This window comes from Ruegeria sp. CJ9 (assembly GCF_056536625.1).
Map to the genome: position 1 here is coordinate 1 of NZ_JBQFPY010000018.1, position 16,163 is coordinate 16,163.

The following is a 16,163-nucleotide window of genomic DNA, read 5'->3' on the forward strand; positions in this document are numbered from 1 at the left end:
CCCGTGCCCGGTGGCGTCGGACCGATGACCATTGCCTGCCTGCTGGCCAACACACTGACCGCCTGTTGCCGCGCCAATGCCTTGCCAGAGCCCGAAGGCCTGACAGCTTGAGATTTGCTGCCGTTCTTCGTTCAGGCGGTAGCAAGTCGGCCAGTTCCAAAGTGCTACAATATTGGCGTTTGGCGGGCCGCGCCACGCGTATGGTGATTGTATCAATTGGCCACTCTTCGACGAATGTTGCACGCGTCCGCGCTTTAATAACCCGCGCGGCACAAACAGACATGGCGCTGGATCAGCAATTCTGGGGCAAAGATATGTCGCAGGACGAATGTCAAACTCAGATCAAACAACTGAACGGGGCGGTGGACGTCTATGCTGTGCTGCTTTTACCTGACGTGCCTGCGCATATTGACGTACGCAACCTGCGAAGTGAATTACAGAGACACAAAGACCTCATTCGCCCCGGGGCATGGCACTATCCCGGACCCGTTCGTCCGGGCGAAGTTGATTGCATACTGAACAGTGCGATTGCAGCCCATCAGGCCCATAGGATTGCGCTGGATAAGAGAGATGCTCAGGTCGCGAGATAGCCAATTCCGACAAAAGCAATGATGCATCCAAGCCATTGAAAGAAAGCCATTTCCTCTCGCAAAATTGCCCAGGCCAATACAACGGTAAACAACCCGAAGATCGACGCTGTAACGGACGCGTATTGGGCATTGGGCAACCCCCCGGCAGACACGACGCACAGAATTGCCACCGCATCGAGCGCACCCATCAGGCACAACAGGGGCAGGGCTCGTGTGCCCGGCCAAAGCGACTTGCGAGATGCAATAGCGATTGCTGCCAGCACAGGGATAGCGGTCAGACGGCCAATCAATGAAACAGTGAATTCGTCGCCCAGTTCGGCTGCATACTGACCCAAAGCGAACGTTGCAGCGAACCCGACTGCAGCGAGTATGGAAAAGGCAATCGTCGGCCCGGCGGCAGGGTACTCTGTACTGTCGTCGGATCGAGTCGATACAATGGACACGCCGGCACCAATGGCAATGATTGCCAGCCAATGCCAGATGCTGACCTCGGAACCGCGCCAAATCGCAAGTGTGACAGACAGGACCGGATAGCTGGCGACAAGCGGGGCAACCAGACGTACAGGCCCGCGCTGAAACGCAGCATACATGCTGAGGCCTGCCAGCAAGTAAAAGCCGCCCGCTACAACTGCGTAGGACACTGCCTTGGCGGACATAGGGGCGAACCCAGCCCAAATTGCCACAAGACCGAACTGTAACAGTGCCCCTGCAACCAGCACGGCCATCAATGCGGCAATGACACTGACGGACTGGCTGACATATCGCACGGCAAGATCGTGAAAACCCCAGCACAATGCTGCCAGCAGACCCAGTGCAAGGGCACTCATCCGGTCGCCTCGCGCAACTTGGAATGTCCGGAAATTTCGTATCCTTCTCTCGATATCAACCGCGCCAACATGTCACTGGTGATAAACTTATTTTCCTGATATGCAATATTTATTGACAACGGCAGCTCGGAGAAGAGACCTATGTCATCGGCTTTGGATCAACTCGGTGGCGAAGAAAAGCTGCGGATTCTTGTCGAGCGGTTCTACGACCGAATGGAGACCGACCCGGCTGTGCATTCGCTGCACAGGCTACATTTTCGCGGTCATGGGTTGTCTCATACAAGACAGGCGCAGTTCGAATTCCTGAGCGGGTTTTTGGGCGGTCGTGCATATTATCGTGAGCGATTTGGTCATATGGACTTGCGAGAAATCCACGCGCATGTGCCGATACGTGAAGCGGATGCCGAGCTTTGGCTGGAAACTTTTGACGCCGCGTTGGCAGATTGCGAAATGGACGGTCAAGTGGTGGACAAAATGCGCACAACATTGCGCCGCGCTGCGCTGATGCTTGTCAACGACGTCCCCGATTGGAGGGTTGAAGCAGACAGCGAAAAGAACCTTGAGGTCCCGGGTTGATCGCGTGTGATCAGATCTGTCGTAATCTGTTATAGATACTGGATGTTATCTTGAATTGTTCTTCAACTATTTTGTCGCTGTCAGAAACCATTTCCCACGCTGCATCTGCCGAGCCAAGCCAATCAACAGCGCATTGATGGTTAGCGGGGTCGCCCATCCACGATTGGATCGTGCCCTGAACAAGCTCGGGGTGAAATTGTACGCTCCACGCACAGTCCGAAACCCGCAATGCCTGAACAGCACAGGCATCAGATTGTGCCAGAATTGATGAGTCGGCTGGCAGATCAACGGCTTCAACTCCATGCCATTGAAGCACCCGGAATTGATGGGGTATGGGTTCGAACAGCGGATCACTGCGCGTGTCGTCAGTCAGATCAATGGAAAGCACGCCGATCTCAGGCTTTCGCATAGGTGCGCATTTCCCACCCAGCGCGTCAACCAAAAGTTGGTGGCCCAGACAAATACCAAAATAAGGACGTTTGAAGTCTTTAACCCAAGTCCTGATTACTTGCTTTTCACGCACAAGCCATGGGTTAGCTTCGATTTCCCAGACGTCCATCGGACCGCCCAGAACTAGAAGCAAATCATACTCGTCAAGCTGCGGGATCGGTTGACCATCATAGAGATGCACAATACTGGCCGTATCACCGCATGATGAAATATGCTCCAGAAATGCTCCTGGGTTTTCGCCCGGCGTATGCTGGAAAACCAGAACTTTCACGAGGTGCAGGTCTCCGTCTGATCGAAGCAATTGGGGCAGCAGAATCTCTGCAGCCCCTGATTTGTTTAGATGTCGAGAGTGTGGTCCTTTTCCCAGCGTGAGAAGTGGCTGACGAAGGAGTTCCACTCCTGATGCTTCATTTTCAAGAATGCGCTTGAGAACTCCTGACCCATCATAGCTTTCAGCTCGGTATCATTGTCGTATTCGCGCAACCCGTCGAGCATGTTCAGCGGTAGTTTAGGGGCGTCGGTGACGGTGTGTCCTTCGGCATACATGTCAATGTCCCAACGCCGTCCCGGATCAGCCTTCGAGCGGATGCCGGATAGGCCCGCGGCGATGATGACCGCCTGCAGCAGATAGGGGTTGGTGGCCCCGTCGGCCAGACGCAACTCGAAACGGCCCGGGCCGGGAACTCGGACCATATGGGTGCGGTTGTTGCCAGTCCAGGTCACGGTATTGGGAGCCCAGGTCGCGCCCGACATGGTGCGCGGCGCGTTGATGCGCTTGTAGCTGTTCACGGTCGGGTTGGTGATCGCGGCCAGAGCACTTGCATGTTTCATGATCCCGCCCAGGAAATACTTACCCTGTTCACCCAGCCCAACCTCGCCAGTCGGGCCTTCGCCTTCACCGGCAAAGACGTTCGTTTTGGACTCTGCCCCAGGCGCATCCCAGACCGAGATATGGGCGTGGCAACCATTACCAGTCAGCCCTTCAACGGGCTTGGGCATGAAAGTAGCGCGGAAGCCGTGTTTTTCGGCCACCGACTTTGTCATGAACTTGAAGAAGGAGTGCTTGTCCGCGGTGCGCAGGACATCGTCGAACTCCCAGTTCATTTCGAACTGGCCATTGGCGTCTTCGTGGTCGTTCTGATAGGGTCCCCAGCCCAATTCCAGCATGTAGTCGCAGATCTCGCGCACCACGTCATAGCGGCGCATCACCGCCTGCTGATCATAGCAAGGTTTTTCGGCGGTATCGAACGGGTCGCTGATTTGCTCGCCATCAGGGGTCAACAGGAAGAACTCGGCCTCGATGCCGGTCTTGACATGCATGCCCATTTCGGCGGCCTCGCCGATCAGGCGCCTCAACACGTTGCGTGGTGCCTGAGCGACGTCCTTGCCTTCCATCACACAGTTGCCAGCAACCCAAGCCACCTCGGGCTTCCACGGCAATTGAATGACTGAGGAGGGGTCCGGCACTGCCAACATGTCAGGATGCGCCGGGGTCATGTCCAACCAGGTAGCAAACCCGGCAAAACCCGCGCCATCTTCTTGCATGTCGGCTATCGCCTGTGCGGGCACTAGCTTAGCCCGCTGCCCACCGAACAGGTCGGTGAAAGAGATCATGAAGTATTTGACGCCTTTTTCTTTTGCGAAAGCTGCGAGATCTGTCGTCACGATGGCTTTCCTTTCCCTGTTGTTTTTCGTTGTTCAAATGCAAAACGCGGCCCTTGTCAGAGAGCCGCGCAATTATTTTTCAGAACCCTTCTTTGCCCGGGTACCAGCTGGTACCGGCCAATGGCACTCGGGCCATCGCGGCTGCCTCCATGGTCAGGGCGCATAGGTCTTCGGGTTCGAGGTTGTGCAAGTGGTTGTGACCACAGGCCCGCGCGATGGTCTGTGCCTCAAGCGTCATCACCTTGAGATAGTTGCGCAGACGGCGTCCGGCCTCGACCGGGTTTAGACGGGCGGCAAGATCGGGATCCTGTGTAGTAATGCCTGCTGGATCCTGACCTTCGTGCCAGTCGTCATAGGCTCCGGTGGTAGTGCCCAGCTTCTGATACTCGGCTTCCCATTTCGGATCGTTGTCGCCAAGCGCCACCAACGCGGCGGTGCCAATGGCCACCGCATCCGCGCCAAGCGCCAAAGCTTTGGCGACATCGGCTCCGGTACGGATTCCGCCCGAGATCACCAACTGAACCTCGCGATGCACACCCAGATCCTGTAGCGCCTGCACGGCAGGGCGAATGCACGAAAGCGTCGGTAGGCCCACATGTTCGATAAAGACGTCCTGCGTCGCGGCCGTACCGCCCTGCATCCCGTCCATCACCACCACATCGGCACCGGCCTTTACCGCCAATGCCGTATCATAATAGGGGCGGGTCGCGCCAACCTTGACATAAATCGGCACTTGCCAGTCTGTAATCTCACGCAATTCAAGGATCTTGATTTCCAGATCATCCGGGCCGGTCCAGTCAGGATGGCGACAGGCCGAGCGCTGGTCGATACCCTTGGGCAAGGTGCGCATTTCGGCCACACGGTCGCTAATCTTCTGTCCCAGCAGCATACCGCCGCCACCGGGTTTGGCACCCTGACCGACCACGATCTCGATCGCGTCGGCCTTCCTCAGGTCGTTTGGGTTCATGCCATAGCGCGAGGGCAGATACTGGTAGACCAGCTTGCTGGAGTGACCGCGTTCCTCGGGTGTCATACCGCCGTCACCGGTGGTGGTTGACGTGCCAGCTGCCGATGCGCCCCGGCCCAAGGCTTCTTTCGCCGGGCCAGAGAGCGCGCCAAAGCTCATGCCCGCAATGGTGATCGGAATGTCCAGTTCGATCGGTTTCTTGGCAAAGCGCGTGCCCAGCGTTACCGAGGTGTCGCAGCGTTCGCGATAGCCTTCCAACGGATAGCGTGACACCGACGCGCCCAGAAACAGCAAGTCGTCAAAATGGGGCACCTTGCGCTTGGCACCGCCACCGCGGATGTCATAGATGCCCGTGGCTGCGGCGCGACGGATCTCGGCATTGATCGGGTTGGAAAATGTCGCCGACTGGATCGGCAGGGTGCGGGGGATCTGATCGTCCATATCTTTCATACCCTTCTTCCTCAGTAAGCGGCGGAATTGTCGATGTCGAAGTTGTACAGTTCGCGAGCTGAGCCGTAGCGTTTGAACTCTTCCGGACTGGCGTCCGCGCCTGCGCGATCCAGCAGGTCCTTCAGAATCTCCAGGTGCTCGGGGCGCATCTCTTTCTCGATGCAGTCAGCGCCGAGACTTTTGACCGAGCCGCGCACGAACAGTCGCGCTTCATACAGCGAGTCGCCAAGCGCGTCGCCTGCATCGCCACAGACCACAAGGTTACCGGCCTGTGCCATAAAGGCCGACATGTGGCCGATACTGCCATGCACAACGATGTCGATGCCTTTCATCGAAATTCCGCAACGCGAGCTTGCATTGCCCTTGATCACAAGCAACCCGCCATGACCCGTGGCCCCGGCATACTGGCTGGCATCGCCATCGACGATCACCTGACCGGACATCATGTTCTCGGCCACGCCAGGCCCGACCGAGCCTTCAACCTTGATCGTCGCCTGCTGGTTCATGCCAGCGCAGTAGTAGCCGGTGGACCCCTTGACTGTCACTTCGATGGGCGCGTCCAGCCCGACGGCAATCGCGTGGCTGCCCTTGGGGTTCACAACCTCCCAGCTGGTTTGGTTCGTCTCGGTGGATTGCGATTGCAGCGTTGCGTTCAGCCCGCGCAGGCCGTTTGCTTCAAGATCATAGGTCTGCATGTCAGGCGGCCTTTTCCGTCGTTGTCGGGCTGTCATTGTGGGACCAGAAGTAAACCGTTGCCGGTTCCGGCTCCCAGACGCGGGCGTCTTCAATGCCGGGCAGGTTCACAAGCGCCCGATATTCGCTGCCAAAGGCCACGTATTGATCGGTCTCGGCCATTACTGCCGGTTTGCAGGCGATCGGATCGCGGACCACGCCGAACCCGTCCTTGGTGCCGACAACAAAGGTGAAGAAGCCATCCAGATCCTCAAGGCTGCTTTCCAGCGCCTCACCCAAGGTGGCCCCGTTCATCATCTTCCAGGTCAGATAGGCGGCTCCGACCTCGGTATCGTTTTCGGTTTGGATTACCACTCCTTCGCGACGCAGCTTGCGGCGCAGCGAGTTGTGGTTTGACAGCGAGCCGTTGTGAACCAGACACTGATCGGGTCCGGTGTTGAACGGGTGCGCACCCATCGTCGTGACCGCAGATTCCGTTGCCATGCGTGTATGACCAATGCCATGCGTGCCGCTCATGTTGCTGATGTCAAAGCGCGCGGCCACGTCTTTGGGTAGGCCAACTTCCTTGTAGATCTCCAGCATCTCGCCCCGGCTCATGATCCGGACCGAAGGCCGGATCTCTGCCAACGCGGCCCGTGCCGCTTCAAACTGCCCGGCCGGAACGTCAAGCACAGTGTGCGTGTCATTATCAGTCTGGCTTACCACCAGGCCCAAGTGCTGCCCCAGCTCTTCGGCTAGACCGGCAAAGTCGTCCTTTGGATTGGGCGACTGCAGCGTCATCTTAGTCTTGCCACCTGATTCCTCACCATAAATCGCAATCCCCGCGCTGTCGGGGCCGCGATCCGTCATCGTGATCAGCATGTCTGTCAGCATATTGCCCAGGTGGGGCGCAAGAGACTGGTCTTTGAGGAATAATCCAACAATTCCGCACATGGCTGGCAGATCTCCTTGTGTGTTTCGTTATGATTCTACGGTACCAACAATTCAAACGGACATCAATAATCATAGGAAATAAATTTTCCTGAGAGGCAATGGGCAAGAATTTAGATTTATGCCCATTGCCAGCTTTCAAAGCCGGATCAGTATCGTTCCAGCTGTGCTTTCACTTTTTCTTCATCGCCGGTGTGACGGGCTTTCTCAAGGTGCTCGCCTTCCCGGACAAATTGGATGCGATGCCATCCGATCCAGAATATGACTCCCACAATGACCATCAGAACTTCGTAACCTTGGAAGGGATAGATTGGTCCGACTTCGGCCAGATCCACGGCCCAATTTGTATATCCATTGGTAGACATATTTTTCTCCCTTACTTAGCTGCTACGCCACGGGCAGCCAGTTCTTCCTTGTCGGCTGCAATAATCGCGGCTTTGGCGTCTTCGTAGGCATGGTGTTCAGCGTAATCGAGACCCTGAAGTTCAACTTCTTCCGGGATGCGCAGAACACCAGCGGCCGATTGAATTTTTGCCAGAATCCAACCTGGCAAGAAGCCAAGAACAAAGAACATGATGACAGCACCAGTGATTTGACCGACCGGGTTAATCGTCGCGTAGCCTTCATATGGAGAAGAAGGCACACCCCAGAGGACAAAGCCCGAAATCACCAAGCCAACGAACCCTGCGTAGCCGTGCACGGCGACAGCCCCAACGGCATCATCCAGCTTGAACCGACGCTCAACCCAATAGTGCAGTTTGTAAACGATCACGACACCGATGGCGGCAATGATCATTGCCTGGATCGGGTGATACAGATCGTTACCTGCCGAGGCGGTGATAATTCCGGCCAGACCGCCCGAGAATGTCCAGAAGGCGTCGCCTTTGGAAACCACATACGCTGCCATCAATCCGCCAGACAGCGACATCAGGAAGTTGAAGGTAATCGCGGAGAGCGTAGTTGGGGCCAGATAGATGTTGGTTGCGGTCCAAGTCACACCTGTGATTTGGCCGTCGATTGCCTCAGGCGAGATCGCTGGAACGTTACACGCGGCGTAGAAGCCCCAGAAACCAGTGTAGATAAGGAATATCCCGATGGTTAGCATCCAGGGGTTGTGCGGCGGAATATCCCGCGGCGTACCGTCCTTGGCAAATTTACCCAGGCGTGGGCCCAGAACCATAATCACGCCAAGCGCGTAACCACCTGCAATCGCGTGGATAACGCCTGAAGCATAGGCGTCGTGGTATCCAAGAAGGCGTACCATCCAGCCGCCATAGTGCCAGCCCCACGCAGCGTCTATGATCCACCAGACAGAACCAATCATCACAGCATGGACCCACAGGGCAGAAGATCTGATCCGCTCGATTACAGAACCTGAAACGATCGAGGCGGCAGTCCATGAGAACAGCAAGAACGCGGCCCAGAAGACGCCGGTGATTCTGTCACCTAAATTGGTCGCCATCGTATCAGCCCAGGGCAGATTGGCAGCGCCCGCTTCGGTGTCCAGACCGCCCCAGAACGGAAAGTTCGGAAAGGCCCAGTAAATCCACCATCCAAAGAAGAAGAATGTGACCGTTACCAGCGGGATGATCATGATGTTTTTCATCAATGTGTGCATATGGTTGCGGGCACGACTGGCACCGACCTCGTACATGCAAAAGCCCACATGGATCAGGAACATGAAAACGACCGTTACCCAGTAGTAGAACTCGGTAAAGACCGTCGTTAGTGCATTTAGATTACCATCCACTTCGTAGTCTCCCTGTTGTTGCAGCAGGAGGTCTTTCTGCGAAGAATTTCCTGCTGGGAATATTTATCTACTCAGGGGACAATTTCATTGGCGACCTGTCAATAGATATGTGGGGCAAACATCTTTTAGGCATTTGGTTCATGCACTTTTAGGCCCATCGAAATTCAACCCATGGCATTGATAAATAACCACTTATGTCATTCTCGGTAATTTGTATTAGGGTGCACAAATTGCAGCCTAATATTCCCAACAGGAAAAAAATCTGCACATGGGTGTTGATTTTCAATCTGACATCGGCCTCAATATGGTCAACAAAAAAGCAATCAACGGGAGAGCTGAACAATGGCCATTCTTTGGAGGACGTCCGCCCTTGCGCAGCGCCATGCCGAGATCGGCGGCGAGTTAGAAGACTGGAACGGTATGGGAACCGCATGGTTCTATGACCATAGCCCGGAACGCGCCAAGGCGGATTACGAAGCCATCCGTACTAAGGCCGGTCTGATGGATGTGTCGGGTCTGAAAAAGGTTCACGTGGTCGGCGAAGATGCGGCTTATGTTATTGACCGCGTTACCACGCGGAACGTGGAAAAGATCATGCCGGGTCGGTCGACTTATGCGTCGATCCTGAATCCCGAAGGCAAGTTCGTTGACGATTGCATCATCTACCGCCTGTCAGTGAACACGTGGCTTGTCGTGCACGGCACAGGAACGGGTATGGAGCAGCTGACATCAGTGGCGGCTGGCAAGAATTGTTCGGTCATCTTTGACGACGACATGCACGACATGTCTTTGCAGGGACCGGTTGCGGTGGACTTCCTGGCCAAGCATGTTCCCGGAATTCGTGATCTGGCCTACTTCGGTATCATGCAAACCAAGCTCTATGGCTGCCCGGTGATGATTTCGCGGACCGGCTACACCGGTGAACGCGGGTACGAGATTTTCTGTCAGGCCAAGCATGCCGTGCACCTTTGGGACAACATCCTGGCCGAGGGCAAGGATATGGGCATCGTTCCGGTCCAGTTCTCGACACTCGATCTGCTGCGAACCGAAAGCTACCTTCTGTTCTATCCAGGCGACAATTCGGAAACCTATCCGTTCGACGATGAAACATGCGGAGATACGCTTTGGGAGTTGGGCCTGGAATTTACAGTCTCACCGGGCAAAACTGGTTTTATCGGTGCCGAGAACCACTACGCCTCGAAAGGTAAAGAGCGGTTCAAGATCTACGGTGTCAAACTGGACGGTACAATTCCGGCGGATGAGGGTGCGGATCTGCTGCAAAACGGCGAAAAGGTCGGCGTTGTCACCTTCGGCATGTATTCCGAGATCAATGGCCACAACGTAGGTATCGCGCGGATGCCAGTCGCCTGTGCCTCACCCGGCACCCAGCTGACGGTACGAAACGGCGACGGGACAGAAATAGCAGCGACTGCGGAAGAGATGCCGTTCTACGACCAGGACAAATCTATCAGAACCGCAAAGGGCTGAGTTTAAGGGGGCGCAACGGACACACCGAGGCGCCCTTTTTCTATTTGAGGGCAAAATGTCAAAGTTCGAATTTCCCAAGTCAATCGCAAGCCGCCCGGTCTGGGGTACGCTAGAGGTTCGCTCAGGTGAACATCATCTCATGATCGCCGAGGCCGAAGGGGCCGAAGCCGTTCTTGACATCGCGACACCTGACCTGATGGCCAAAACCCACTTGATCTATATTCCCAAAGGGACGGATTTCACGACAAAACTGCAAGCGCTGAATCCCGCGCAATTCTACGAAGGCCCGTCCTATGAGGCCGCGCTACAGCGCATTCGCCGTGTGCTGGAGGACGCGCATATGGGGTTGCAGGTCTATCTGACCGGCACAGAGGGCATGATGGGTCAGGCTATGAATGAGGTGATGGCCGTTGGCTTGCCACATACCGCGATCCAGACCGAGCATCGCGGCACGACTGCGCGCCGTATGCAATGTGTGCACTGCAAGGGCATTACCGATGATGTCGAGGTCGATCCGTTTGTCTGCTCGCACTGTGGTTTAAACCTTTTTGTGCGCGACCACTATTCCCGCCGCCTTGCCGCCTATCAGGGCGTCCGCGTTGACGCCGAGGATCATGGGAACGTGCCCGAGCCGAAGGGAATCTACGAATGAGTGGCGCAGAGAAAATTCAGGTCAAAGTTACAGAAATTACCCCGCTGAACGAATTGGTAACACGGTTCCGGTTCGAACGCGTTGACGGCAGTCAGTTGCCAACCTTTTCGGGCGGTGCACATACCGTGGTCGAAATGCAGGATGGCGGCATCACGCGGCTCAATCCTTATTCCCTAATGTCCGATCCGTTCGATCAATCATCCTATACGATCTCGGTTCGCCGCGATGATCAGGGCAGGGGAGGGTCGTTGTTCATGCACCGTCAGGTCAAGCTGGGCGACGAGATGACCATCAGCTACCCGGTCAACCTGTTCTCGCTTGATTTGCGGGCCCGCAAACACCTGTTTCTAGCCGGTGGTATCGGGATCACCCCGTTTCTGGCGCAGATCAAACAGCTCGAACTGCTGCACGGTCATTGGGAGCTGCACTATGCCTGTCGCAATCAGGCGCTGGCATCTTATGCGGATCAACTGACAGACAGGCATCCAAACGAAACGCATCTGTATTACGACGATCAGAATCAGGCGATTGATCTGGAAAACCTTCTCAGCGGGCAACCACTGGGCACCCATGTCTATGTCTGCGGACCAAAGGGCATGATCGATTGGGTGCGCAATACTGCCGCCGCTGAAGGCTGGCCCGAAGATTGCGTGCATTACGAAGAGTTCTTGGCGCCTCAGCCCGGCAAACCATTTGAAGTGCGTCTGGCGTCTTCCGACAAGGTCATTCATGTGGGTGAAAACGAAAGCCTTCTGGAGGCTATCGAGCGCGAAGGTGTCGACGCCCCGTATCTGTGCCGTGGCGGGGCCTGTGGCCAATGCGAAACCGTTGTGTTGGATCACGACGGCAACTTTGTTCACCGCGATCACTGGCTGACCGACGAAGAAAAGGCAGCAGGCAAAAAAATCATGCCCTGCGTATCGCGTTTCGAGGGCAAGTCCCTCGTGCTGGACCGCTGAGAGGAGGCCCACCATGACCATTCAATTCAACGACGAGTCCTTCCGCGACGACTATACGTTCCACAACTCGGAATGGGCGATCAAACGCTTTCCGTTTCCGTTCCACGAAGACAGCTACATGTATTCGGTCAACATGGAGCAGCATAGGGGTGGCCCCAAGGGTTCGGTCTATGAGATGCGGTTCGACGTAGACGAACATTACGTGTCCGAGATGAAAGACCGTGCGATCGTTCTTGATCAGGACCCGCTGCGCTGTCAGTCTCTGCCGCATATGACCTTGGCGGGCTGGGACCTGCTGGAACTGATCATGGTCAGCAAATCCGAGGACTACCCGGACCTGTTCGAACTGCACCGTAACGGCAACCAGTGGCGCTGGATCAACAAGCCACTGGGGATCGATCACAGCTTTACCTTCATGGATGAAACCACGCTGCCTTACGGGCCGATGGAGTACATTACCCGTCAGGCGCAAGGCGATTTCGCAGTGCTGGACCAGCGGGACGAGATGTTGTGGATGGACGCTGGTATGGTCACGACCCAGGCCGATTGGAGCCTGGATTTCGACATCGGCATGAATTTTTTCGAATGGCACGCGCCGGTTCCAAAAGCCCATGAAATGGGGATTTTCAAGCGCGCGCTGAAGTTTCTGCTGAACATTCAACAGGGCGCTCCAGCACGGCGGCTGAACTGGACCATGACGGTGAACCCGCTGTTGGATACCAGCCCGGAAAACTATCACAAATGGGGCATCCAAAAGACCACACTGACGCCCGAAAACATAGCCCATAAGCAGCATCTTCGGGTCGAATTGCAAACATTCTTCCGATTGCCGCGATCAAACGCGCTAGTATTCCCAATCCGTTGCTATCTTTGCAGTTTTCAAGATCTGATGACGGTTCCGAAATGGGGTCGCCGGCTGCACCGTGTTGTTCGCGACCTTCCGGTTGAACTCGCCACCTACAAGGGGTTTATCGACAACCGCCCAATGATGTTGGACTACCTTAGTCAGTTTGACGACGGATTACCGACCTCTCCCGGTATATGGCCGGATCTGGAAACAGAGCCGCCTTTGTCAAAGTAAGCGATCACCTTGACGTGTTTTGGCTCATATGACTGATGCAGGCAAAACACCTTGGCTCATTCAGCCCGATGACTTCGCATTGTATGACGCGCTTGCACTGCTTCGCGCGTCATTTCGGTATATGGATGCCCGAATTAATCCTCCTTCGTCTATCCATAATCTAACGGTGGAAGGAATGCAGGCGCATTGCAGGGGTGGTGGTGAAATCTGGGCCATGGGCCAACCGCTATTCGCGTGCATGTTTTTGACGCCCAAAGCCAACAACTTGTACCTAGGAAAGCTGGCGGTGAAGGAAGGAATGCGGGGGCGGGGTATCTGCCGCACTTTGGTAGATCACGCTGCAAGTCGTGCAGCAGACCTTGGTCTATCAGCGTTGGAACTGGAAACGCGCGTGGAACTCACTGAAAACCACCGTGTGTTTTCAAGGCTTGGATTTACAATCGTAAGTACCGGCAGCCACGTCGGCTATGACAGACCCACGGATTTCTTGTTGCGCAAGCCGGTCAATTTGTCTGCGGATAGCTGATCACTGAAATGTAGCGTGCCGGCAGATTCACCAACCGTTCCGGACCGTGCGGTGCGTCGGCGTCAAAGAACAAGGTGTCACCCGGTTTCAGAGGGTAAATCTTGTCTCCGTGGCGGTAATCTACCTCGCCTTCCAGCATGTAGATCGTCTCGATTCCATCATGTTGAAATGTTGGGAACACGTCGGATTCAACGGTCAGGGTGATCAGGTAGGGCTCTACGATTACCCCAGAACCGTTGGCACCAATATGCCCCAACAAATTATATTGATGATTGGCGCGTGTTCCTTCGCGCTCTAACTCGACGCCCTCACCCGCTTTGGTATGAACCGCCTCGCGGCGCTCTTCAAATTGTCTGAAAAAGCTTGTCAGAGGAACTGAAAGCGCATCAGCAAGCGATTGCAAAGTCGTCAGGGAAGGCGATGTGTTCCCGTTTTCGATCTTGGACAGCATACCAATCGACAATCCGGTCAGCTGAGCCAATTCCGCGACCGTAGTATTCTGCTTTTTGCGAAAAGCGCGAACCTCGCGACCAATGGCAACTTCAAGAACTTTTTCTCTGTCACCCGAGCGAACAGAATGCGGATCCTGTGTCAGATTTGTCGCCATTTCTTTGTCGTTTTTTTTCAATTTCATTCTTTCAATGTCTTGCTACACTTGTCCGAACGGGTTCTGCAACAAGACGACGTGCATTACCCAATCCAACTCGGTCTACCATAGCACCATTTTTTCCTGCTAGTAAAATAATGATGCTGACAGAAAAATTCTAGAACTCAAATTCCTATGACTAGACGGTATTGCCGATAGCATGCCTGACCTCTGTGATAGAACCGCCGTGGGTAGCAATCGAGAATATACCGAATCTGGATAATTGGTTGCACTAAGACCTGAATGTTCGCATTGAAAACAACCATCTCTAACTCCGAGAGTGAGACAAACAGGGGCCGCTCGAAATTCGAACATCAGAATTTCTTTGTCGACTATAAGTTGGTGTGACAACTCTCCGACACCCTTGATCACTTTGTCATAGTACGGCTTAAGTTCGAAATCGTTCCTCGCCAGCATCCAGCAATTGTGGTCGGTGTGTGTCTCTTTGATGAGTTTGAAACCTGAAGATCGCTTAATACGGATCTAAGTATCTGCCCATCTATTCGCGGGCTTTCAAACGTTAGACCCAAGCAGCATTATCTGAATGTCGGCTACATTGGTCCCGGTCGCTCCGGTCATCAGAAGATCACCAGACAGCGTCAAAGCCTTATGACTGTCGTTGCTCGCCAACAGAGCGGTAGGGTCATGTCCCGACGCGCGGATTCGGGTGAGCGTCCCTGCATCCACTATCGCGCCAGCTGCCGAGGTTGGGCCATCGCGGCCATCCGTACCACCGCTAAGAAAAATCCAATTTCCGGGTATCGTGCGGTCTTGCGTCAGTTGGGCGACGCGCAGTGCCAATTCCTGGTTGCGCCCGCCGCAACCCGTTCCTTGCAGACGTACAGTCGTTTCACCACCAAACAGCAGGGCGGTTGGGCGGTTCAAAGTGGCGGACAAAGCTGCTTGGAAAATCCGTTCAGCCGCGTCGGACACATCTCCAATCAACGCGTCGGACACAATTTCAGTACGGTAGTTCTGCGCCGCATAGCGAAACGCGGCTTCCAAACTAATTGTGTTCGACCCAATCAGGCTATTTGTTGCCTCAACTGCTATGGAATGTTCAGGAATACTCTTCTCCAGATGGGCACGGACGGCTTTTGGTAGCCGGTGCCAGATCCCGGCCTCGATGCAGGTTCTGCGGGCGTCCGCGTGGCTGCCGATTGGTAAGGCGGTTGGTCCGCTGGCTACGGCCCGAAGATCATCACCGATGACATCCGACAGGATATACGCCGTGATCGGGGCAGGTGCGCCGTGCAGCAAAAACCCGCCGCCTTTGAGCTGGCTCAGGTGCTGGCGCACAAGGTTCATCTGAGCGATGTCCAGCCCGGAAGACAACAAAACCTGATTGACCGCAATTTTGTCCAAAAGGGTCAAACCATCAACAGGCGCGGGAACCAAGGCCGACCCCCCGCCGGAGATCAGTGCAATGATTTGATCCTGCTTACGTGCTGCGCTGAGCAATGCGATGATCTGTCGCCCGGCTTTCAAACCGCGTTCATCCGGGATGGGGTGCCCGCTGGTCAAAACCGTCGCACCGGGGACTTCGCTCCGGTTGTCGCTATGGGTTACGATCAGGGCGACGTGATCGCCCTGAACATGCTGCAATGCCTCCTCCATCATGGCAGGGGCAGCCTTCCCAATTGCAATCAGGATGCTTCGCCCGCCATGTTCTGGTGATGGCAATGGGGTTGATTGCAACCGCTGGCGCAGGCACTTCGCCGGGTCAGCCGCAGCGACGGCTTCGGCAAAGATGGCGGCGGCTCTATCGCGCAGCGATATGGACGATTGCGCAGTCATGATGCGATCAAGCCGCTGCGATCTGGCCTGCTTTTTCGACCAGCACTTCGGCCTGACGGATTGAGGCATAGTCGATCAGACGGCCATCCAGAGACACAGCGCCTTTGCCCGCCGAT

General features: G+C 55.4%; 17 protein-coding genes and 2 pseudogenes. 8 read left to right on the forward strand and 11 right to left on the reverse strand.

Annotated features, from left to right (window positions below):
- Window positions 1-111: pseudogene (locus ACR0AJ_RS20755) on the forward strand (bifunctional methylenetetrahydrofolate dehydrogenase/methenyltetrahydrofolate cyclohydrolase); the annotation flags it as partial.
- A gap of 170 nt (window positions 112-281) precedes the next feature.
- Window positions 282-590: a hypothetical protein gene (locus tag ACR0AJ_RS20760; RefSeq protein ID WP_170352103.1), complete on the forward strand. Its 309-nt coding sequence runs from the start codon at window positions 282-284 to the stop codon at window positions 588-590.
- Here the strand turns inward: ACR0AJ_RS20760 and ACR0AJ_RS20765 are convergent.
- Complete coding sequence (locus tag ACR0AJ_RS20765) at window positions 575-1,417, reverse strand: EamA family transporter (protein ID WP_480741826.1); 843 nt, start codon at window positions 1,415-1,417, stop codon at window positions 575-577. The two genes, ACR0AJ_RS20760 and ACR0AJ_RS20765, sit on opposite strands and share 16 nt — an antisense overlap.
- A gap of 141 nt (window positions 1,418-1,558) precedes the next feature.
- Here ACR0AJ_RS20765 and ACR0AJ_RS20770 point away from each other — a divergent pair, with 141 nt between their 5' ends.
- Complete coding sequence (locus ACR0AJ_RS20770) at window positions 1,559-1,993, forward strand: group II truncated hemoglobin (protein WP_480741827.1); 435 nt, start codon at window positions 1,559-1,561, stop codon at window positions 1,991-1,993.
- 10 nt (window positions 1,994-2,003) lie between these two features.
- Here ACR0AJ_RS20770 and ACR0AJ_RS20775 read toward each other — a convergent pair whose 3' ends face one another.
- The 7 genes from ACR0AJ_RS20775 to ACR0AJ_RS20805 form a co-directional block, all read right to left on the reverse strand.
- Entirely contained in the window at window positions 2,004-2,714 is a 711-nt protein-coding gene (locus ACR0AJ_RS20775) for a type 1 glutamine amidotransferase (RefSeq protein ID WP_480741829.1), read from the reverse strand.
- A gap of 65 nt (window positions 2,715-2,779) precedes the next feature.
- On the reverse strand, window positions 2,780-4,108 hold the full coding sequence (glnT, locus tag ACR0AJ_RS20780; protein WP_170362875.1) for a type III glutamate--ammonia ligase: 1,329 nt from the start codon (window positions 4,106-4,108) through the stop codon (window positions 2,780-2,782).
- Between the two features lie 79 nt (window positions 4,109-4,187).
- A complete protein-coding gene (locus ACR0AJ_RS20785; protein ID WP_170352119.1) occupies window positions 4,188-5,516 on the reverse strand; it encodes an FMN-binding glutamate synthase family protein in 1,329 nt (442 codons plus the stop codon).
- Window positions 5,517-5,536: 20 nt separating this feature from the next.
- Window positions 5,537-6,220, reverse strand: coding sequence for a GltB/FmdC/FwdC-like GXGXG domain-containing protein (locus tag ACR0AJ_RS20790; protein WP_170352108.1), 684 nt, complete (start codon window positions 6,218-6,220; stop codon window positions 5,537-5,539).
- A 1-nt stretch (window position 6,221) separates the two neighbouring features.
- Entirely contained in the window at window positions 6,222-7,151 is a 930-nt protein-coding gene (locus ACR0AJ_RS20795) for a class II glutamine amidotransferase (RefSeq protein WP_170352109.1), read from the reverse strand.
- Between the two features lie 146 nt (window positions 7,152-7,297).
- Entirely contained in the window at window positions 7,298-7,513 is a 216-nt protein-coding gene (locus ACR0AJ_RS20800) for a hypothetical protein (protein ID WP_170352110.1), read from the reverse strand.
- Between the two features lie 11 nt (window positions 7,514-7,524).
- Complete coding sequence (locus ACR0AJ_RS20805) at window positions 7,525-8,898, reverse strand: ammonium transporter (RefSeq protein ID WP_170352111.1); 1,374 nt, start codon at window positions 8,896-8,898, stop codon at window positions 7,525-7,527.
- A 342-nt stretch (window positions 8,899-9,240) separates the two neighbouring features.
- Here ACR0AJ_RS20805 and ACR0AJ_RS20810 point away from each other — a divergent pair, with 342 nt between their 5' ends.
- The 5 genes from ACR0AJ_RS20810 to ACR0AJ_RS20830 are packed head-to-tail and all read left to right on the forward strand — an operon-like array spanning window position 9,241 to window position 13,604.
- On the forward strand, window positions 9,241-10,386 hold the full coding sequence (locus tag ACR0AJ_RS20810; RefSeq protein WP_170352112.1) for an aminomethyl transferase family protein: 1,146 nt from the start codon (window positions 9,241-9,243) through the stop codon (window positions 10,384-10,386).
- Between the two features lie 55 nt (window positions 10,387-10,441).
- Window positions 10,442-11,038 carry a dimethylamine monooxygenase subunit DmmA family protein gene (locus tag ACR0AJ_RS20815; protein ID WP_170352113.1) on the forward strand — a complete coding sequence of 199 codons (597 nt, stop codon included), beginning with the start codon at window positions 10,442-10,444 and terminating at the stop codon, window positions 11,036-11,038.
- Window positions 11,035-11,997, forward strand: coding sequence for a PDR/VanB family oxidoreductase (locus ACR0AJ_RS20820; RefSeq protein ID WP_170352114.1), 963 nt, complete (start codon window positions 11,035-11,037; stop codon window positions 11,995-11,997). Before ACR0AJ_RS20815 ends, ACR0AJ_RS20820 begins: the two co-directional genes overlap by 4 nt.
- 13 nt (window positions 11,998-12,010) lie before the next feature.
- Window positions 12,011-13,078: a heme-dependent oxidative N-demethylase family protein gene (locus ACR0AJ_RS20825; RefSeq protein WP_170352115.1), complete on the forward strand. Its 1,068-nt coding sequence runs from the start codon at window positions 12,011-12,013 to the stop codon at window positions 13,076-13,078.
- Between the two features lie 28 nt (window positions 13,079-13,106).
- Window positions 13,107-13,604 carry a GNAT family N-acetyltransferase gene (locus ACR0AJ_RS20830; protein WP_480638863.1) on the forward strand — a complete coding sequence of 166 codons (498 nt, stop codon included), beginning with the start codon at window positions 13,107-13,109 and terminating at the stop codon, window positions 13,602-13,604.
- On the opposite strand, the gene ACR0AJ_RS20835 is transcribed toward ACR0AJ_RS20830, so the two are convergent.
- The 3 genes and pseudogenes from ACR0AJ_RS20835 to ACR0AJ_RS20845 all read right to left on the reverse strand — a co-directional run.
- Window positions 13,582-14,238 (reverse strand): helix-turn-helix domain-containing protein, encoded by a 657-nt coding sequence (locus tag ACR0AJ_RS20835; protein WP_170352117.1) that lies wholly within the window; start codon window positions 14,236-14,238, stop codon window positions 13,582-13,584. The two genes, ACR0AJ_RS20830 and ACR0AJ_RS20835, sit on opposite strands and share 23 nt — an antisense overlap.
- A 525-nt stretch (window positions 14,239-14,763) precedes the next feature.
- Window positions 14,764-16,047, reverse strand: coding sequence for a glycerate kinase type-2 family protein (locus ACR0AJ_RS20840; protein WP_480664512.1), 1,284 nt, complete (start codon window positions 16,045-16,047; stop codon window positions 14,764-14,766).
- Between the two features lie 7 nt (window positions 16,048-16,054).
- Window positions 16,055-16,163: pseudogene (locus ACR0AJ_RS20845) on the reverse strand (CoA ester lyase); the annotation flags it as partial.